Genomic DNA, 18,622 nt, shown 5'->3' on the forward strand with positions numbered 1-18,622 from the left:
GCAAGGTCAAAGGCAACGTCAACTGTGGCTGCGCCTGCAAGGTCAAAGGCAACGTCAACTGTGGCTGCGCCTGCAACTACAATAGCCTTTATATTAGACGTAATTCAGTTTAAGTTTCTACGATACCGGAACCAATCAATACGGGGTTCGACGTCGACTTTCGGTCATCCTTAAACTTCGACCATCATCTACCAGCAATGTCTCACCACTGACGCCGTTGTTCGGGGCTGCAAAAAATGCTACTGCGTTGGCGACTTTGGTGCGTGCGTTGGTTTGATCCCATTTACTGCCGACGAAGTCCGGTGCGACTGTGTTGACTGTGATGTCGCGCTCGGTCAGTTCGAGTGATAGGGATCTGGTGTAGGCGACTAATGCGGCACTTGCAGCGATGGTGTGCGCGCCGCCCCATGCGCCTAAAAAGCCTTTTGACGATACATGGACGATACGGGCACCATTCACCAAATAGGGATAGGCGATTTGATTGGCGGCTACTACGTCGAAGAAAAAATAGTGCATCGCGGCCGCAAACTGATCATCCGTTATATCAACGAAACGCGTGTCGGCAAGCGTTAGCGGAACGTTGATCACCAGTAGATCAATCTGTTTAAGTGCTGCAAAAAGTGCGGCTAATTTGGGCTGATCGGTTCTTTCTATGTTGATCAAATTAATGCACTTACCGGATGAAGTCAGTGAACTGGTATCTTTGTCCACTGCGCTGACGTTGTAGCCGTCTTCTGCCAGCCGGAGGATAATCTCCTGACCGAACGCGGCGGCGACTCCGATTACGATGGCATTTTTGGTCGGTGTTGCTGGCAACATGCTATCTCTCTGTTTATGGTGAACAACTTGGTTTGAATACACCGTACTGAACAACCCCCTACCGAATCCTACTAAAGAGGTGGCATACCTAGCGATTTACCGCCGTCGACCATCAAGACCTGACCATTGATAAAACGCCCCTTTTCAGAAGCCAGAAATGCGACGGCTTGGGCGATTTCTGCGGGATTGGCTGGGCCGCCACTCGGCTCTCTGCTTTCTAGGGTGCGCCGTATTTCTGCGGTGTAGTCATCCATCATGCGGGTATCGACCATGCCTGGTGCAATGGCATTGACCGTTATATTTTCCCAGCGGAGTTCGATCGCCATAGCACGCGTCAGACCAACGACCGCTGCTTTACTGGCGACGTAATGCGATAAACCTGCGCCACCCAAATAGCCACGCGAGGCAATGTTGATGATTCTTCCGCCTGCCTTCATCCGCTTGGCACCTTCTTGCGCGACGATAAAACAGCCCTGAACGTTGATGCTGAAGATTGCCAAAAATGCTTGCATTTCGAGCGCGTGGTAGGGTTTCAGTTTGGCACTAATGGCGGCGTTGTTGACTACAACAGTTAACCCGTCAACGGTATCGAATAGGCGACTGACCGCCGCGCGATCGCGTACATCAAGAACATGCCCGGCCACGTCTAGTCCCATTTCCTGTAACTTTTTCGATGCCGCTTGTACTTCTTCATGGTCAATATCTGTGAGAATAGTTTTAAAGCCATCCTGCGCCAGTTGGGTCGCAATCGCCAAACCGATTCCGCGTGCCGCGCCGGTGACGAGCGCCGCTGGTTTTACGGCGTCGACAGGTATTTCCGTTCTGTAGATGGTTGGCATAGTCTGCGGTTGCCTAAAGTTGCTTCAGCTTTGGCAGCGATTGCGCCAAGCGTGCAGCGGCCAATTCACGTGCGACTTTATAGTTAGGCTTGCCAGCGGGACTACGCGGCATCTCGGTTACGTCAAACAACACTTTCGGTATTTTGTATCCCGCTAACTTTGTGGCCATTGCTTGGCGTACCTCGGTAAAGTCCGCTGTTTTGCCAAAGGTCATGCCAGGCTTAATGCATACCAGCGCCGCAACAATATTGCCCCATCGCTCATCCGGGATGCCGACTACCAACGCGTCGTCGATGCTAGGGTGTAACTTCAAAGCTTCTTCAACCTCTTCCACAAATACTTTTTCACCGCCGGTATTAATCACCAAATTCCCGCGCCCGATGACTTGCATAAATCCTTCTTCATCCAGTCGCGCCCAGTCGCCAGGAACCGCATAGCGCTTGCCGTCGATGATACGAAAAACCTCCGCAGTCTTTTTTGCATCGCCGAAATAGCCGAGCGGAAGTGGCTCTGAGCGGGCGATATATCCCTCGCCTACTTTTCCGGATGGAAGAAGGGCTCCGTGTTCGTCAATTAATACCGTCGTTGATGCAGGAACAAAACGGCCTGTCGGCACAGTCGCATTCACCGTTGTCACCGAATAGCCCAATCCGGACGCTTCCGAAGCGCCGAAGATATCCACCATAGAAACCAGAGGTAAATGATGCAATAGCCCTTGTTTGATCTCTTGACTCCAGATCAACCCAGCGGAGCTGATCACCCGAAGGCTGTCAAGATCAACTTTTTTGGGATTTGCGTCCAGCGCATCAAGCGCACGTAGCATTGGGCGAGCGAAAACATCGCCAACGATTAAAATTCTTGTTGCCTTATGACGGGCAACTGCTTGCCATAATTCATCAGTATCAAATCCACTTGCCGATAGCAAAATGACCGTCCCACCCGACAACAACTCTGCCAATGAACTACTCATGCCAGCGCCGTGCATCAAAGGACAGGCCGGTATGACGCGGCCCGGGCTGTCATTTGTTCGGACCAGTTCGATATGCTCGGCCAGATTACGTGGCCGATTTTTTATCAGAGGCGACTCAAGCTGGCATTCGCGATAATTACCTGAAGGCCAGATAACCCCTTTTGGCATGCCTGTTGTGCCGCCCGTGTACAGCAGAAATGCATCATCACTTGAGCGCTCAATCCCCAGCGGGGCAGGATCTCCCTGTTCGGCCAACTTCTCGAAATGTACGCCAGGCGTGACGTTGCTTTCGCCATCAATACAGATCCACAGCAAAACAGCAGGAAAACTGCTCCGCAGATCAGCGATCAAGTAGGCAAATTCTTTTTGATAAATCACCGCACGCACATTGCAATCAGTGAAGACATACGCTGTTTCATCCGTCCGATAGCGGTAATTAATATTGACATGTACCAGACGCGCCTTTAAGCACGCTGCCAAGCCTTCCAAATATGCTGGATGGTTACGGGAGATGAATGCAACCCGATCACCGGGTGTTAACCCTGCGTCGATCATTGCACGTGCCATGCGATTGCTACGCTCATCGAATTCTTGCCACGAGATCGCTGTATCGCCTTGAATAATGGCAGGCCGATCTTTGGGAACAACTGCGGCCACCGCATCCAACATATCGCCCATATTCCAATTCATAGGTTCCTTAATTAACAGATCTGATATCAGTTATTTCTGGGGCCGCTTACACGCAGATCCAATATTTAAAAAAAGTGTCGCAGCATCGATGTCACAAGATGATGCGGACGCATTAAGGTGATGACGCCGCTCGTAACCTCACCTATCAGAGTGATATTTTTAGCTTCTTACCCAGCTCGCCAATCAGGCCACTACGAAACATCAACACGCATACGACGAAAATAACCCCTTGGGCGACGGTCACCCACGCGCCAAACGGTGAAAGAAAATTCTCCATCGAGGCCACTATTGTTGCGCCAACAACTGGTCCAAAAATAGTGCCAAGTCCACCGACCAAGGTCATCAGAAGCGCCTCGCCCGAGGTGGCAAACCCGACATCAGCCAGCGTTGCAATGCCGAAGACAATCGCCTTGCTACCGCCAGCGATACCCGCGATGGTGGTTGCCAGCATGGTGGTAATGAGCTTGTAATGCGCGGTTTCATAGCCAAGCGAGATGGCACGTGGTTCGTTATCGCGAATCGATTTCAACACCTGTCCAAACGGAGAATGCACCACACGATGCATCAATAAAAAGCCAGCCAGAAAGATTGCTGCGATTACCCAGTACAACACCAGGTTATTATCCAGAGGAAACAGTCCAAATAGTGCGCCGCGTGGCACTTTCTGGATACCATCTTCGCCATTGGTAAAAGGTGCCTGCAAACAGAAGAAATACACCATTTGTCCGACTGCCAGCGTAATCATCGGAAAGAACATGCCGGGGCGACGAATCGCCACCCAGCCAAATAACGTGCCGACTCCTCCTGCGGTAAGACCGCCTAACAGAATTGCCACTTCGGGCGACACACCCCAATTTTTGGCGACCCATGCCGTAATGTAGGCGCCAAGCCCGAAGTAAGCTGCGTGCCCAAATGAAATCAAACCGCCATAACCTCCCAGCAGATTAAATGAGCAGGCAAAGAGCGCGAGGCATAAAATCTTCATCAAAAAGATTGGATATCCTACCGTCGGCGCTAACAGAATGACGGCTAGCATCAACACAAAGGCGATGCTCTGCGCAGGAGAAAAAGAGAGCAAGCGGAATTGTCGAGGCGCTTGCGCTGTTGCCGCAATCGATGGCGATGTGACGGAATCCATATTAGGTCTGCTTTCCGAAAAGGCCGGCTGGCCGGGTCAATAAAATGATAATCATGGCGACAAAAATAACAATCACGGACGCTTCCGGATAGAATACTTTCATCACGCCCTCCAGAATACCGAGGCCGATACTAGCGACGATCGAACCGAGAATCGATCCCATACCACCGATCACGACGATGGCGAATACCGTAATCATGAAGTTCTCGCCCATGTTTGGATTAACCGAATAGATGGGGGCCGCCAGCACACCGGCAAATGCAGCCAGCGCCGCGCCGCCCATATAAGTCAGGGTAATCATACGTGGCACATTGAGACCAAAAGATCGTACCAGCGATGCATTTTCGGTGGCGGCACGCAAGCGCGATCCCAGCGCTGTTTTTTCAATTAGATACCAAGTAGCAAAACAGGTAACCAGCGCAGCGATCACGACCCAAATCCGATAGAGCGGGATGAACATGAAGCCGACATCCATCGCTCCCTGCAAGGTGGTCGGCAAACTGTAAGGCAAACCGGTATCACCAAACGCATTGCGAAACAGGCCCTGAATGATCAACGATAGTCCGTAAGTCAAAATCAAGCCGTACATCGGATCAATCCCGTACAGGCGTCTGATAACCGACTTTTCGAGAAAATAAGCGAATATGGCAACCGTACCCGGTGCCAGTATCAACGCCCACCAATAGCCGAGGCCGAGCTTTTCCAGCAAAAACCACGCAACAAAAGCGCCCATCATATACAGCGCGCCATGAGCAAAATTGATGATGTGCAGCATGCCGAATATAACGGCCAGACCGAGTGATAACAACGCGTAGAAAGCGCCATTGATCAGGCCAAGCAGCAGCTGACCGAGCAACAACTGGCCCGGCATTCCAAACAGTGTGAACATGAATTCAGATCCTTTAGTTTGTCAGACGCCCAGATACCGGTGCAATTTATCCATATTTGAGGCCAGTGCAGCATTGGGAATCAAATCGATAATTTTTCCATGCTCCATGACGTAATGACGGTCTGCGACGGTCGATGCAAAATGAAAATTTTGTTCAACCAGCAAAACAGTAAAACCAAGATTTTTAATTTTTTGGATCATATGCCCAATCTGCTGAACAATGACGGGCGCCAAACCTTCGGTCGGTTCATCCAGTAGCAGTAACCGTGCTCCGGTACGCAGAATACGCGCGATAGCCAGCATCTGCTGTTCACCTCCTGAGAGCATGGTGCCTTGACTGGCGCCGCGTTCCTTTAGGTTTGGAAACAGCGTATATAAGGCTTCCACGCTCATGCCACCCGGCGAAATGACTGGTGGCAAGAGCAAATTTTCGGTCACCGTTAGCGAAGCGAAGATACCACGCTCCTCAGGACAGAGTGCGATACCGGTGCGGGCGACCTGTTCTGGTAAGTAAGCAATCGTTTCCACGTCACGCATCCTGATACTGCCGGTGCGGTGCGCCATCAGGCCCATGATAGATTTCATTGTGGTGGTTTTACCCGCGCCATTGCGCCCCAATAACGTCACGACTTCACCCTCCTTCACGTCAAGATTGACGCCGTGAAGAATATGGCTTTCCCCGTACCATGCCTGGAGGTTTTCTATCTTTAGTAAAGTATTCTCACCCATGGGCTGTTCCCAGATAAGCGGCAATGACGTCGGGATGTTTGGACACACTGGCATAATCGCCTTCGGTCAGAATGCTGCCTCTGGTCAATACCGTCACCGCATCGCATAATCCTTCCACTACAGAAAGGTTATGTTCCACGATCAGTAACGTGCGACCTTTTCGGATGCGCCGAATCAGCGCAACAACACGATCCACATCTTCATGCGTCATACCGGCGGTCGGCTCATCAAGCAGCATGACTTTGGGATCAAGCGCCAGTGTGGTGGCGATTTCAAGGGCGCGCTTGTGTCCATACGGGAGTAAACCTGCCGCCGTGTCTTCATAGTCAGCAAGTCCTACATCCTCTAACAGGCCGCGTGCCTGCGCATTCATTTCACACAGTATTTTTTCACCACGCCAAAAATCGTAGCTTCCCCCGCGTTTACGCTGCAATGCCAGACGTACATTCTCCAGCACGGACATGCTGGAAAATGTCGCCGATATCTGAAAACTACGCACCATACCAAGGCGCGCGACAGCCGCTGGCTTCATGTTGGTAATATCCTGCCCCGCCAGATGAATACTGCCATCGGTCGGCTGCAGAAACTTACTCAGCAAATTAAAACATGTTGTTTTGCCCGCGCCATTGGGGCCAATCAAGGCGTGGATCGTTCCTTCGCGGACTTTAATATCCACGCCATTGACTGCGAAAAAGCCGCCAAAAACGCGGCTCAATCCAGATGTTTCCAGGATAACGTCGGACATCTCAGCCAACAAATCCGAATATGGCGTCTACCACCGCTGCCGGTTCATCCAGTTCGGCCAGATGCCCTGCATTTGGGATGAGCTTGATGGAAGCTGGCCCCGTGATACCTTCGGCAAATGTAGTTGCATAACTGGTCGGTATGACCTTGTCTTTTGCGCCCCATAGCAATAAGGTCGGTGCGCTAATGCGGTGCAGTCGTTTACTCAGACGCGTATCACCGAAGGGCCACAAGAAGCGTGCTGCAGACTCGTTGCCACGATTAACGACAATCGACCAGAGAACAGGTTCTGCATCTTTAGGCGTCGCAACCTGAGCGAGGAACCGTTCCGGATTTTCGCAAAACAGGGCTGGCGCATTTTTCGATGTCACCGCAAACATATCGGTACTTGGGGCATCGTCATCCCATAGCCCAAACGGCGCTATCAGGATAAGTTTGCCGATCAACTCTGGCCACAGCGCTGCCGCATCGGCTGCCAAAGCACCTGCCGTAGTCGATCCCATCAGCGTGTCGCCCGGCTGAAATCCAGCAGCCTGCAACAGGTCACGCGTGGCTAGGCACCAGTCAAGATGGCTGTCCAGAATGTCGTGCCCTTCGCTGCCAGGGAAGCCGGGTAAACCGCAGGTAACCAGTGTGACTCCCGCTGCCATGGCTTCATGAAACGCGGTCTGCCTCATCAGCATAGGACTGGAAGCTAACCAATACACTCTTGGGCCACTACCTTGCTCCCAGATGCGGCAGGAACGACCATTAACGTCTACGGTTCTGACGGTCAGCGCGCTCATACTTCCTCCTGCTTGCGTGGCAAAGCCCGTAGCGATTTATCGGCTGGTTCCGGCCACCAATGGTGATCCCATTCATCTTCAAACAAATCCTTCAGTTGCGGAATCACTTTTTCGGCAAACAGTTTGGTGTTGTACATGGTGGTTTCCCGACTCATGTTGCCAAACTGGAGCAGCGTCAATAAATTGCCGACGTTGAACTTGATCGCTACTTCACGTAGTTGCGCTGCCACTTCATCAGGGGAACCGATGATGACGTAGCCACTTTTTAATATCCCTGCAAAATCTTCGGACAACGAGCCCAATATTTCACTGCGATCTGCAGCAGCTTGTACCTGAGATGTCATCTTCATGCGCTGCGTGGCTTCGGTAACGTAACCTGGCGGCGATACCCAGCGCGGGTCCACATGCAAGCAGTTGGTATAGAAGAATTCGGCTGGTTCACGGTAAAGCTTTACCGCTTCTTCCATGTTCTCAGCGACACCGATAAATTGCAGGAATCCAACGCGGAACGGATTCCGGTCGACTTTCTGTCGGGCCATTTCAGCCCAATAGCCGTTCATCGTGGCTTCTGCGGCAACGTGGCCATAATAAGAAACGTATGAATAGACATAATCTTTTTCACCGCACCACTGCCATGTTTCTACCGAGCCGCCACCGGGAACCCATACCGGAGGATGCGGCCGCTGGATCGGACGGGGCCAGCAATTAACATAGCGCTGTTGATTGAAGCGTCCGTTGAAGCTGAACGGCTCGTCCCTTGTCCATGCCTGAATGACCAGGTCGTGTGCTTCGTAATACCGTTGGCGCAACGTGCTTGGGTTGGTGCCATAGACGTAGGTGGTATCCATCGGCGTTCCGACCGGAAACCCTGCAATCAGACGACCGCCCGAAATGGCGTCAATCATCGCAAATTCTTCAGCCACACGCGTTGGTGGATTGTAAAGCGCCAGCGATGCACCCATCACGCAGATAGCGGCATCAGTATGCTGGGTACGACGTGCCAGCGCGCTGGCGATCAAATTGGGTGAAGGCATCATGCCGTAAGCGTTGCCGTGATGCTCATTGACGCAGATGGCATCGAATCCGCACTCAGCAGCGAACTCAAGCTCGTCCATGTATTCGTTGTAGTTATCATGCATCTTCATCGGATCACCCAACTTCGGATCGACATCGACCCAAATGCTCTTATGATCTTCTTTAAAGTTCTCGGGTAAATCTTTGTAAGGCATCAAATGAAACCAGAGGAATCGCATGTTTATCTCCTGAGAAAAACTTATTTTAAATATTCCGGACTGTTGGAAGCAATCAACTTTTGATAGCCTGAGCGATCATTACAAGTGTGATAAATCGGGTGATGGATTGGGTATGTGTGGCTGGAAAGGCGGCGCTCTTTATAGATATTTACCGCTCCCTATCCCTTTTTAATCGCACTAATCCAGTAATAAGCTGCCACGCGTGGCTGCCGATTCCTCAGCCGTAATGCGCGCAGAAAGTGGCTCCAACTCTAAAAAAAGGCGACCTGGTGACGAGGAATCGGTGCGGGGCATCAGTGCTGTTCCGGCTCTGGCCGCTATGGCGGCATGCACATCGCTGATTTGGTCTGCTTCCATTTCATACAGAGACAAATAACGGAATCCCAACTTCGCGGAAATTTGATCGGAAAGTCGGAAGCGTTGCGCCGCTTTGATCCCCGGAACGGCTAATACATCGCCAATATGTTGATTGTTGCACCAGGCGTTGTAGTCATCATCGCGACCCTCAGCGGCGTTTGTGAGCGATATGGAAATAAACTTGGTCATGTGTTGGTGCTTCCGTATGAATAGCTCCCACTGAGCTGACACGCCCAATTTACTATCAACTTATTGAAAGCCTTCGACGCTTCTTGTTTGCTTCTTGTTTATTACGTATGAAATAAAGCATCCATGAAAATGATGCGCCTCATGTCAGTGCATCAAGCATGAGTAGAAATGGAATATTGTGGAGGATTGTAGAGCGATGCGATTTTATCAATTATCAGATGCAGGATATTAGCGTCGAAATACAGCCGCCGATTGATTCTGAGCCTGTTGTTCGGTGATGATGGTGTCGACCGTTCACCCTTGAACAGCCACGCGAAAACATTACGAGATTTTTATCTTAAGCAGGGGAATAGACATGAATGCAATAAATAGCAACCTCAGCCGCGAGCCTTTGCCGAACCGGCCTTTCATCGTGGGTCTGGGCGGAACGACACGCGCCAACTCCTCCACAGAAAAAGCGCTACGCATCGCGTTAGCCGCGGCCGAGGGATATGGGGCCGAGACGGTCATGCTGGGGGCGGAAGATCTGATTCTGCCGATGTATGCGCCAGATTTAGTGGAGCGGACGCCAAATGCGCAACGGCTGGTGGCCTTGCTGCGCCGCGCCGACGGGATCATTATTGCTTCACCGGGCTACCACGGCAGTATGTCCGGCCTGGTGAAGAATGCGCTTGATTACACGGAAGATATGCGAAGCGACCCAAAACCTTATTTTGAGGGACGCGCAGTGGGCTGTATTGTCACTGCCGCTGGATGGCAAGCGACCACCACATCGTTAATGGCGCTGCGCTCGGTCGTGCATGCATTGCGCGGATGGCCGACGCCACTCGGTGTGACGATCAATTCAGCTATGCCCGTATTCGGTCCTTCCGGTGAGTGTTTGCTTGAAAACGTTGCCCAGCAACTCGATATGGTGGGTCGTCAAGTGATCGATTTTTCTTTGCGATCAATGGCAATCACTGCTTAATTATCAACACTCCAAGACAGACCAAATCAATACGCTATGACGGTAGCCGTAGCGCATTGAACGGTCAATGGAGCGTTCAATACTATTAATGACGCAGCCATAAACGATGGTTCAATTCAGGCGTGCAGACTTGCCTATGATCGGCCATTCGCGGCTATTCACCAGGGAACTACTTTCCCGAGATAGTCGAGGTAATGTAGTCCTGAACGCCCTTCGTATGTCTCAATCGTGTTCAGCAGGTTCGGAATGCTTTCTTCTATGCTCAGGCGCGCTTCCGGACCGCCCATGTCCGTCCTTACCCAGCCAGGCGCCATCAGCAGCAAGGTTCTTGTGTCGTTTCGGTGGCGCGCAGCAAAACTACGCATGAACATATTGAGTGCCGCCTTGCTGCCCCGGTAGACCTCATAATTTCCGTTCGTGTTGTTGGTCAGACTGCCTTGCCCGGAAGACATGATTCCTATCGTTCCGGTTGGCGGCACGAGCGTCTGAAACGTCTCGATTACTCTCATCGGGCACAAGGAGTTCGTCACCATCACGCGAATAAATTCCTCAATCGAAACATCCGCAATCGTTTCGCTATCGTCGTTTTTGACGCCAGCACAAACGAATAGCATATCAATACGTCGCACTTCAAGACGAACCCGTAACGCCGCGACCTGCGCGGGAATGGTGATATCGACTGATTCAACTTCGAGTGCCCCGTGGTGGGCGAGGGCGAGTTGACGCAGTTTGTTTGTTGAACCCTCTCGTCCTGTGGCGATAACTTGCCAGCCCCGCTTGAGGTATTCCTCCACCATGGCGAAGCCGAGGCCGCGCGATGCGCCGATGAGAAGGACGGTTTTCTGCTGATATACGTGGTGCATGGATGGCTCCTGGTTGATGAAATTCGAATGGAAAGCTGAGTCGCTTATTGCACTATAGCGACGCGGAAGATAAGGCGGAAGACGCAGCGTTTGCACTTATAAACTGCACCAAACGCCCTATCTGATCGGTTCGTGCTACGATCACACATGTCCGAACCCGACTTGAACCTACTCATTGCGCTCGATGTATTGCTTGCCGAAGGTAGCGTGGCTGGCGCTGCGCGTCGACTGGAGTTGAGCGCCTCGGCAATGAGTCGAACCTTGACCCGCTTACGCGAGACAATCGGCGACCCTTTATTGGTTCGTGCGGGACGCCGTATGGTGTTGACGCCTCACGCAGAGGCGCTCCGTCAACGCACGCAGGATGCGGTGCATGAGGCGCGTTCGGTACTGCACCCTTTAATAACGGAGTCGAATTTCGCGACATTACAGCGAACCTTTACGATCCGAGCCAACGACGGCTTTGTAGAAGCCTTTGGCGCGCCACTGATCACCGCAGTTACTGCCGCGGCACCGCTGGTGCGTTTGCGCTTTGCTCCCAAACCTGAGAAGACGGCAGCACATTTGCGAGATGGTTCGGCAGATCTTGAGATAGGCGTCTTGAGTGAAATGGGGCCGGAAGTGCGTGTGCAGGCGCTCTTTCGCGATAGCTTTGTTGGCGTTGTCAGGCGAGGCCATCCGCTTGAATCGGATCGCAAGGTAAGCGCAAAACGGTACACGGACTTCGGCCACGTTGTTGCTTCGCGCCACGGGCGCACCAATGGAAACGGACCTGTTGATGAAGCGTTGGCTGCTTTGGGATTGAAGCGAATGATCGTCGCCGTTGTACCCAGCTTTCCTGCTGCACTGGCGGTGGCGCGAGCCTCTGACTTAATAGCTCTCGTCCCGGAATCTTTTATGCGCAGTCAGTCTGTGCATCAAGAATTGTCGCTATCGAGCGCCCCCTTCATTTTCGCGCTTCCCGTACGGACTGAAAAAATTACTGTGTCGCAGATGTGGCATCCTCGGTTAGAAGTCGATCTTGCTCATCGTTGGCTACGCCAATTGGTGCTGACGGTATGTCGGCAGCTTGCATGATTTTAACCAGCCAGTTACAGGCATTTCCATAAAGGAAAAAAGATCGCCCACTCGGTCTTTAAAACATTTATCTGAAAAGAGCACGACGCCGGGGAAGCGTTCATTTCGGACGCACAGACATTGCTAGCCTGGGTTCACGCGCGATGCAATCCACCAGAAAATCCATCACCACTTCCACCAGCGGACTGCGCCGGACATCGGGATAAACAATGATCCAGATATCGCGTGCGGGGGCCGTCTCCGGGGTGGGCAGCGGCACCAGTTCCGGGTCGTCCTCGCCGACCATGGTGGGCAACACCACCGCCCCGACATGATCCCTGGCCGCCATTTGCTGCGACATCAAGTCGCTCGCGAAGAAGGCGATCGGACGCCCTGCCCTGACCTGATGTAGCCATATTTGCTGTGGCAGATGATCGAGTGACTCGTCGTAGGAAATGAACGTCCATTGCTCGGCCGGCCGCCGACTGAATTCGCGCGTGCCGTAAAGCCCAAAATGCACCTCGCCGACCTTTTTACGGACTAAATCACCATCCTCCGGGCGCACCGTGCGAATCGCGATATCGGCTTCTCCGCTGCCCAAGGCGGCCAAGGTAGTGGATGGTTGCAAGATCAGGCGGAGCTGGGGATGGCTGGCTCTCAGTGCCGCGATACGCGGAACAATGCAGGCGCGCGAAAGCGACGGCGGCGCGCTCACTCGCACCGAACCGGCCAACCCTATCAAGGCCGGGCGGGCGCGCTGTTCAATCAATCCGGCTACCTGCGTCATATTCTGCGCCAAGGTGGCGATGGCCCGCCCGTCCTGCGTAAGAGGACGACTGCGCGGCAGTTTGTCGACAAGCCGCAAGCCCAATGCCTTTTCCAGCGACTCCAGGCGTCGACCCACCGTCGCATGCTCAATGCCGAGCTCCCTTGCAGCAGCGGAAAGCGACTCCGTGCGCGCTAAAACCGTAAAAACATAAAGATCTTGCCAGTCGAACATCGGTAAATATATTCACAGAATAGGTTAGCAAATCGGGAATTTTCAAACAAACACGACTGTTTTATCATGCCTACAAGAAGAGTGAAACAGAAAAATTTTAGCGAGCACTCGCCGCCATTGCCAATCAGACAATTTAGCAGGTAGAACAACGTTCTTTTTGCTTCGCTGGCAACCCGATACCACATCATCTGAAGAGGAAACCATCCAATGAGAGCCATCACCATCGAACAATACGGTGGGCCTGAAGTATTGCAAAAACGTAATGATGTACCGATCCCCGACGTGCAAGCAGGCCATGTGCTGATCAAGGTGGCATGCGCCGGTATCAATTTTATGGATGTGCATACGCGCCAGGGGAAATACGTTAACTCGCAGACCTATAAGGTGCGGTTGCCTTGCACGCTAGGCATGGAGGGTAGCGGTCAAGTGGTGGCTTTTGGCGACGATATTAAGGATTTTTCTATCGGCGATCGCGTCGCCTGGTGCATCGCCTGGGGCAGCTACGCTGAATACATCTCGGTACCAGCGGCTCTGGTCGTCAAACTTCCCGACAATATCAGTTATGAACTGGCCGCAGCGTCGATCTTCCAAGGCTCCACGGCACATTACCTTATTGAAGACGTGGCGCGACTCAAACCCGGTAGCACGTGCTTGATCCATGCCGCGGCGGGCAGCATCGGTCAGTTGCTGGTGCAAATGGCAAAACTGCGGGGCGCAACGGTATTAGTCACCGCTGGCACGGCTGAAAAACGCGTAACAGCAATCAGGCGCGGTGCCGACCACGCCTTTGACTATTCGCAAGGCGGCGTCGCTGAACAAGTTCGCGAAGCTACCGGCGGCAACGGTGTAGACGTGGTGTTTGACTCGGTCGGCAAGGCAACCTTGCGCGATAGCTTCCGCGCCTGCAAAAAACACGGCTTGATCGTTAACTATGGCAATGTATCCGGCTCCCTCACCGACCTGGACCCCATCGAACTGGGTGAGGCCGGCTCACTTTTCCTGACCCGTCCGCGTCTCGCGGATCACATGGTAAATCGGCAAATGGTGCAGCGCCGAGCAGATGCTGTTTTCACTGCACTCATTAATGGTTCCCTGAAGATAGACATCGAAGGTGAGTACTCACTCGATAACGTAGAACAGGCACACGCTCGTATCGAAAGACGAGAGCAAGTCGGCAAGCCCATTCTGCACATCTAAACCCCATCCGCATTGGCACGACGCAGTGATTCGTCATCAGCCCGTTGGGTCGAATTAAAAGAGCCGGATACCGGCCTTAATAACAAATACACTTTTGGAGATAGATATGAAATCAACCCAAGGCAGGGGCAGAATGGTGTTCCGTGTGGTCAGCGGTAATTTTCTGGAAATGTTCGACTTCATGATTTACGGCTTCTATGCCTCGTCAATCGCTCATACATTTTTCCCGAGTAGTAATGCATTCGCATCCTTGATGTTGTCACTTGCCACCTTTGGCGCAGGTTTTTTGATGCGACCGATTGGCGCCATTGTTCTTGGCGCTTACATTGACCAACATGGGCGACGAAAAGGATTGATCATCACGCTGGGCCTCATGGCGGTAGGGACCGTCCTCATTGCCTTCGTGCCGGGTTACGCTCAAATTGGCGTTGCTGCGCCGATCATGGTTTTAGTAGGGCGCCTGTTGCAGGGCTTCTCCGCCGGTGCTGAACTTGGCGGGGTGTCGGTCTATCTTTCCGAAATTGCCCCGGCAAATCGCAAAGGTTTCTTTGTAAGCTGGCAATCCGCAAGTCAGCAAGTCGCCGTCATCGTGGCAGGAGCAATGGGCATTGGGCTGTCGACGCTGCTTGACAATGAGGCGTTGCACCAATGGGGATGGCGCTTGCCCTTCCTGTTCGGCTGCCTGATCGTGCCGGCGATTTTTTTCATTCGCCGCTCTCTCACGGAAACACCTGAATTTGCAGCGCGTACGCACCACCCCGATATCAAAGAAGTATTGCATTCCATATGGGGAAATATGCGGGTCGTGGTCGCGGGTGCTGGCCTGGTCGTCATGACCACAGTATCTTTTTATCTTATCACCGCCTACACGCCGACGTTCGCCAAGACCGAGCTGCATCTATCCAATTTCGACAGCTTCCTTGTGACGATGCTGGTCGGTATTTCAAACTTCATCTGGCTTCCAGTTATGGGGGCGCTCTCTGATCGTATCGGGCGCAAGCCTTTGCTTATTTTCTCGACGGTACTGGCCATTGCGACGGCCTATCCATCCCTGGCGTGGCTGGCATCTCATCCGAGTTTTGAGCGGTTACTGGAGGTCGAGCTATGGTTATCGTTCTTGTACGGCACATACAATGGCGCCATGGTCGTGGCGTTGACGGAGGTGATGCCAGTCGCCGTTCGTACTACCGGGTTTTCACTCGCCTATAGTTTGGCGACGGCCACATTTGGCGGCTTTACGCCAGTAGTCTGCACTTACTTGATCCACGCTCTCGATAACCGCGCAGCCCCCGGCATCTGGTTGAGCGTTGCAGCCCTTGTGGGATTGGTAGCGACATTTGCCTTGTACCGAAACCACCCAATGTCAGCCCAAACAGAAAGTGGACCGCGCGTTCCCCAGGCTCACTAAAGCTGCACTCGGGAAGTAATGACCGTTATCGGCGGAGGCTGTTTAAAGACGTAGAAATCGTTAAGCAAATTGCCGCGCACACCCATGCGCGGCAATTCCCTGTCACCCGTTTGGCAATTCAAAAAGCAGTGTGATATCGGCGTAGACTGCCGACCAAGTAACGGAACGCCAATCAGCTGCAGGAGAAGTTCTTCGCGCAAATTTTTCCCATATCACAAACGAACACCCGGCCTGGTTGCCTCCGGTTTTGACCGCTCTCCAATTTTGCAATCAATCAAGCAGCAAGTAATTTTGCAAGCTGTACTAGGTCAGGCGCCATCACGTCGAAATAGCTTTCTTCTGTTGTATCTACCTTGCCATTGGGACCGAACTCCAACGGACGGGGGATAAATGCAACGTGAAAACCGGCTTTCTTCGCTGCCGCAAGATCGTACTTATGACAAGCGACCATGAGTATCTCCTCTGGCCGTAAGCCCAACGAGTTCTGGGCAAGCGCATAGACCTTCGGGTCAGGTTTCGACGACTTTACTAATTCTGCGGTAAGCACGCAATCAAATGGCAAATCATAGCGCTTCACTATATTGACGACGGAAGCCATCGAACCGTTAGACAAGGTCGACAGCTTATATTTCTTACGCAATCGTTCGAGGCCCGGACGGGTATCGGCCCATGGTCTTAGTCTGGACCAAACCGAGCTCAAATCGTCGCGGTCGTTGGTTGACAGCAAGCGGCCCCAATCATAGCCCGCAAGCACATTATCAAGCGCATTACGATAGATGAGATCCGTCGAACGCCAGCTAATTGATCCAGCAATGACTTGATCAAGCTGCTTGCGATAGTCGCTGCGCCACTGGTCTGAGATTGTCGTCCAGTCCGCCATGATGCCGCGCGAGTCTGTGAATCGCTTTCCTTCCTCTGCAATCGTGGAATAGAAGTCGAGTAAGGAACCTTGCATATCGAAAGTCAAGGCTTTGATTTTCGAAGAATCAAGCTTCGAATAAGCTACGAAGTCAGTGCGCACGGTAGCCACTGGACCAGGCGTATGATTGGCAGCCTGTGACAGCGATATCCCTGTCATTTGCAAGATCGCTGCGGCACTCGCACCAGTCAAGAATCTTCGGCGCTCTGCGAGTACCAAACCAGTATTTGGAAAGTGGTTGAAATCCAAGATATTTCCCTATCAATTTAAATTTTTGTCAGCCTCGTTGATCGGTCGATCTTTATGCAAAGTGGCTACGACGATCCTGAGCTAGTAACGCGCACGATCCGACGAAGCCGCTCAGGCTTCAGATCGGATTGACCACCATCATACCGGCCGCAGCTTCAATCGGGCTTTTCCATTTAATGCCCGTGACGCGGATTGCCAATTGCAGCGGTTCGCCTTGCCTGCCGGCTTAACAGCAAAGTCACGACTGCCGACACCAACAACGTTGCAGCAACCACGTAAAGGCCAGCAGCATATCCGCCGGTCACACTCTTCAACCAGCCGATCGCAAACGGGCCGACAAAACCGCCAAGATTGCCGACGGAATTGATCATTGCTATGCCAGCGGCTGCGCCTGCTCCCGACAGGAAAGAGCTTGGCATGGCCCACAACGGTGCTTTAGCCGAGCTGATACCGACATTCACTGCGACAAGTGCCAAAACCACCCACAATGCTGTGCTCGCCAGGCCGGCAAAGACAAGGCCTATGCATGCCAGTATGCAAGGAATCACGACGTGCCAGGTGCGCTCTGCGGTACGATCGGAATGCTTAGCCCACAGGATCATGGCGACCACGGCGACAACACTCGGCACACCGGTCAGTAAGCCGGTTTCCAAGGGAGTGAAGCCAAACTCACGAATAATCAGCGGCGCCCACAAGCCCAGCGTATAAAGGCCAGCGGAGGTGCCGAAATAGATGAGAGCGAGAGCCAGGACACGCGGATCTTTCAGTGCGCTAAAAGCGCCTGTGGTGTGCCCGGCATTAGTTTGCTTTGCATCGGCCTCAGCCTTCAGCTTGGCTATCAACCATTCACGTTCATCGGTCGCCAGCCATTCTGCTTTGGCAGGGATATCGGTCAGGTATTTCAATACGAAGAAGCCAAGAATCACAGCTGGGATTGCTTCAACGATATACAGAAACTGCCAATCTGCCAGGCCGAAAATAGTTGGCAATTGCATGATGGCGCCCGACAAGGGAGAACCGATCGCTACAGAAATCGGTGCAGCGGCCATGAACCAGGCTGCCGCGACTGCGCGTTGCTTCACCGGGAACCACAGGCTAAGATAAAGAATGATCCCGGGGAAGAAGCCAGCTTCTGCAACACCCAGCAAGAAACGTAATGCATAGAAGCTGTTCGGTCCGACAGCAAAGGCCGATAGCGCAGAGACGATACCCCATGTAACCATCACTCGTGCGATCCAGATACGCGCGCCGACACGATGAAGTATCAGATTGGACGGGACTTCAAATAAGAAGTAGCCGATGAAAAACAGGCCGCCACCCAAGCCAAATGCCGTGGGCGAGAGGCCGATGGCCTTATTCATCGTCATGGCAGCAAAGCCGACGTTGACACGGTCGAGGAAGCTGACAAAATAAAGCGCCATGACAAACGGAATAATGCGCCACATGAGCTTGCGGGAAACGCGTGATTCGAGATCAGATTTCATTGTCTCCTCCTTAGAGGTTATAGCATTACATTGTAAAAAAATAAACAGTGCCGCCGAGGATACTACCGCTTATACCG

The 18,622-nt window shown here is 52.6% G+C and carries 18 protein-coding genes; 4 read left to right on the top strand and 14 right to left on the bottom strand.

From position 1 onward, the window contains the following. Positions 1–135: 135 nt before the first annotated feature. The 10 genes from QN379_RS12715 to QN379_RS12760 all read right to left on the bottom strand — a co-directional run bounded on the left by QN379_RS12715 (position 136) and on the right by QN379_RS12760 (position 9,402). Positions 136–819: an SDR family oxidoreductase gene (locus tag QN379_RS12715; protein WP_322237698.1), complete on the bottom strand. Its 684-nt coding sequence runs from the start codon at positions 817–819 to the stop codon at positions 136–138. Between the two features lie 71 nt (positions 820–890). After that, positions 891–1,658, bottom strand: coding sequence for an SDR family NAD(P)-dependent oxidoreductase (locus QN379_RS12720; protein ID WP_323506780.1), 768 nt, complete (start codon positions 1,656–1,658; stop codon positions 891–893). A 13-nt stretch (positions 1,659–1,671) separates the two neighbouring features. After that, complete coding sequence (locus QN379_RS12725; RefSeq protein WP_323506781.1) at positions 1,672–3,318, bottom strand: AMP-binding protein; 1,647 nt, start codon at positions 3,316–3,318, stop codon at positions 1,672–1,674. A gap of 145 nt (positions 3,319–3,463) precedes the next feature. Then, a complete protein-coding gene (locus QN379_RS12730; RefSeq protein WP_323506782.1) occupies positions 3,464–4,456 on the bottom strand; it encodes a branched-chain amino acid ABC transporter permease in 993 nt (330 codons plus the stop codon). A 1-nt stretch (position 4,457) separates the two neighbouring features. Then, positions 4,458–5,345, bottom strand: coding sequence for a branched-chain amino acid ABC transporter permease (locus tag QN379_RS12735; RefSeq protein WP_323506783.1), 888 nt, complete (start codon positions 5,343–5,345; stop codon positions 4,458–4,460). Positions 5,346–5,366: 21 nt separating this feature from the next. Then, positions 5,367–6,074: an ABC transporter ATP-binding protein gene (locus QN379_RS12740; protein ID WP_323506784.1), complete on the bottom strand. Its 708-nt coding sequence runs from the start codon at positions 6,072–6,074 to the stop codon at positions 5,367–5,369. After that, on the bottom strand, positions 6,067–6,819 hold the full coding sequence (locus QN379_RS12745) for an ABC transporter ATP-binding protein (RefSeq protein ID WP_322237681.1): 753 nt from the start codon (positions 6,817–6,819) through the stop codon (positions 6,067–6,069). The genes QN379_RS12740 and QN379_RS12745 overlap by 8 nt, the downstream gene beginning before the upstream one ends. 1 nt (position 6,820) lies before the next feature. After that, positions 6,821–7,603 (bottom strand): alpha/beta hydrolase, encoded by a 783-nt coding sequence (locus QN379_RS12750; RefSeq protein ID WP_322237679.1) that lies wholly within the window; start codon positions 7,601–7,603, stop codon positions 6,821–6,823. After that, positions 7,600–8,856, bottom strand: a complete 1,257-nt coding sequence (locus tag QN379_RS12755; protein ID WP_322237675.1) for an LLM class flavin-dependent oxidoreductase — start codon at positions 8,854–8,856, stop codon at positions 7,600–7,602. Before QN379_RS12755 ends, QN379_RS12750 begins: the two co-directional genes overlap by 4 nt. A gap of 177 nt (positions 8,857–9,033) precedes the next feature. After that, positions 9,034–9,402: a DUF4286 family protein gene (locus tag QN379_RS12760; RefSeq protein WP_322237673.1), complete on the bottom strand. Its 369-nt coding sequence runs from the start codon at positions 9,400–9,402 to the stop codon at positions 9,034–9,036. A 355-nt stretch (positions 9,403–9,757) separates the two neighbouring features. On the opposite strand from QN379_RS12760, the gene QN379_RS12765 reads away from it, so the two are divergent. Further along, positions 9,758–10,369 carry an NAD(P)H-dependent oxidoreductase gene (locus QN379_RS12765; protein WP_322237670.1) on the top strand — a complete coding sequence of 204 codons (612 nt, stop codon included), beginning with the start codon at positions 9,758–9,760 and terminating at the stop codon, positions 10,367–10,369. A 158-nt stretch (positions 10,370–10,527) separates the two neighbouring features. Here the strand turns inward: QN379_RS12765 and QN379_RS12770 are convergent, their stop codons facing one another. Further along, entirely contained in the window at positions 10,528–11,232 is a 705-nt protein-coding gene (locus tag QN379_RS12770; RefSeq protein ID WP_323506785.1) for an SDR family NAD(P)-dependent oxidoreductase, read from the bottom strand. Positions 11,233–11,379: 147 nt separating this feature from the next. Here QN379_RS12770 and QN379_RS12775 point away from each other — a divergent pair, with 147 nt between their 5' ends. Next, positions 11,380–12,309: a LysR family transcriptional regulator gene (locus tag QN379_RS12775; protein WP_322237664.1), complete on the top strand. Its 930-nt coding sequence runs from the start codon at positions 11,380–11,382 to the stop codon at positions 12,307–12,309. Positions 12,310–12,409: 100 nt separating this feature from the next. Here QN379_RS12775 and QN379_RS12780 read toward each other — a convergent pair whose 3' ends face one another. Then, complete coding sequence (locus tag QN379_RS12780; RefSeq protein ID WP_322237661.1) at positions 12,410–13,288, bottom strand: LysR family transcriptional regulator; 879 nt, start codon at positions 13,286–13,288, stop codon at positions 12,410–12,412. A 207-nt stretch (positions 13,289–13,495) separates the two neighbouring features. Here QN379_RS12780 and QN379_RS12785 point away from each other — a divergent pair, with 207 nt between their 5' ends. Continuing rightward, a complete protein-coding gene (locus tag QN379_RS12785) occupies positions 13,496–14,485 on the top strand; it encodes a quinone oxidoreductase (protein WP_322237659.1) in 990 nt (329 codons plus the stop codon). Between the two features lie 106 nt (positions 14,486–14,591). Further along, the gene (locus QN379_RS12790; protein WP_323506786.1) at positions 14,592–15,893 is read left to right on the top strand and encodes an MFS transporter; all 1,302 of its coding nucleotides are present in this window, start codon (positions 14,592–14,594) and stop codon (positions 15,891–15,893) included. A 274-nt stretch (positions 15,894–16,167) separates the two neighbouring features. On the opposite strand, the gene QN379_RS12795 is transcribed toward QN379_RS12790, so the two are convergent. Both QN379_RS12795 and QN379_RS12800 read right to left on the bottom strand, forming a co-directional pair. Further along, a complete protein-coding gene (locus tag QN379_RS12795) occupies positions 16,168–17,061 on the bottom strand; it encodes a haloacid dehalogenase type II (protein WP_322237653.1) in 894 nt (297 codons plus the stop codon). Between the two features lie 173 nt (positions 17,062–17,234). Beyond that, positions 17,235–18,545 (bottom strand): MFS transporter, encoded by a 1,311-nt coding sequence (locus QN379_RS12800; protein WP_322237650.1) that lies wholly within the window; start codon positions 18,543–18,545, stop codon positions 17,235–17,237. Between the last annotated feature and the right edge of the window lie 77 nt (positions 18,546–18,622).

This window comes from Glaciimonas sp. Gout2, assembly GCF_035018905.1.
Taxonomy (GTDB): Bacteria; Pseudomonadota; Gammaproteobacteria; order Burkholderiales; family Burkholderiaceae_D; genus Glaciimonas.

Coding starts and splice junctions, on each gene's coding strand:
- QN379_RS12790 (WP_323506786.1), top strand. CDS start 14,592: ATGAAATCAACCCAAGGCAGGGGCAGAATGGTGTTCCGTGTGGTCAGC.
- QN379_RS12775 (WP_322237664.1), top strand. CDS start 11,380: ATGTCCGAACCCGACTTGAACCTACTCATTGCGCTCGATGTATTGCTT.
- QN379_RS12770 (WP_323506785.1), bottom strand. CDS start 11,232: ATGCACCACGTATATCAGCAGAAAACCGTCCTTCTCATCGGCGCATCG.
- QN379_RS12735 (WP_323506783.1), bottom strand. CDS start 5,345: ATGTTCACACTGTTTGGAATGCCGGGCCAGTTGTTGCTCGGTCAGCTG.
- QN379_RS12720 (WP_323506780.1), bottom strand. CDS start 1,658: ATGCCAACCATCTACAGAACGGAAATACCTGTCGACGCCGTAAAACCA.
- QN379_RS12765 (WP_322237670.1), top strand. CDS start 9,758: ATGAATGCAATAAATAGCAACCTCAGCCGCGAGCCTTTGCCGAACCGG.
- QN379_RS12760 (WP_322237673.1), bottom strand. CDS start 9,402: ATGACCAAGTTTATTTCCATATCGCTCACAAACGCCGCTGAGGGTCGC.
- QN379_RS12750 (WP_322237679.1), bottom strand. CDS start 7,603: ATGAGCGCGCTGACCGTCAGAACCGTAGACGTTAATGGTCGTTCCTGC.
- QN379_RS12740 (WP_323506784.1), bottom strand. CDS start 6,074: ATGGGTGAGAATACTTTACTAAAGATAGAAAACCTCCAGGCATGGTAC.
- QN379_RS12725 (WP_323506781.1), bottom strand. CDS start 3,318: ATGAATTGGAATATGGGCGATATGTTGGATGCGGTGGCCGCAGTTGTT.
- QN379_RS12730 (WP_323506782.1), bottom strand. CDS start 4,456: ATGGATTCCGTCACATCGCCATCGATTGCGGCAACAGCGCAAGCGCCT.
- QN379_RS12745 (WP_322237681.1), bottom strand. CDS start 6,819: ATGTCCGACGTTATCCTGGAAACATCTGGATTGAGCCGCGTTTTTGGC.
- QN379_RS12780 (WP_322237661.1), bottom strand. CDS start 13,288: ATGTTCGACTGGCAAGATCTTTATGTTTTTACGGTTTTAGCGCGCACG.
- QN379_RS12785 (WP_322237659.1), top strand. CDS start 13,496: ATGAGAGCCATCACCATCGAACAATACGGTGGGCCTGAAGTATTGCAA.
- QN379_RS12715 (WP_322237698.1), bottom strand. CDS start 819: ATGTTGCCAGCAACACCGACCAAAAATGCCATCGTAATCGGAGTCGCC.
- QN379_RS12800 (WP_322237650.1), bottom strand. CDS start 18,545: ATGAAATCTGATCTCGAATCACGCGTTTCCCGCAAGCTCATGTGGCGC.
- QN379_RS12755 (WP_322237675.1), bottom strand. CDS start 8,856: ATGCGATTCCTCTGGTTTCATTTGATGCCTTACAAAGATTTACCCGAG.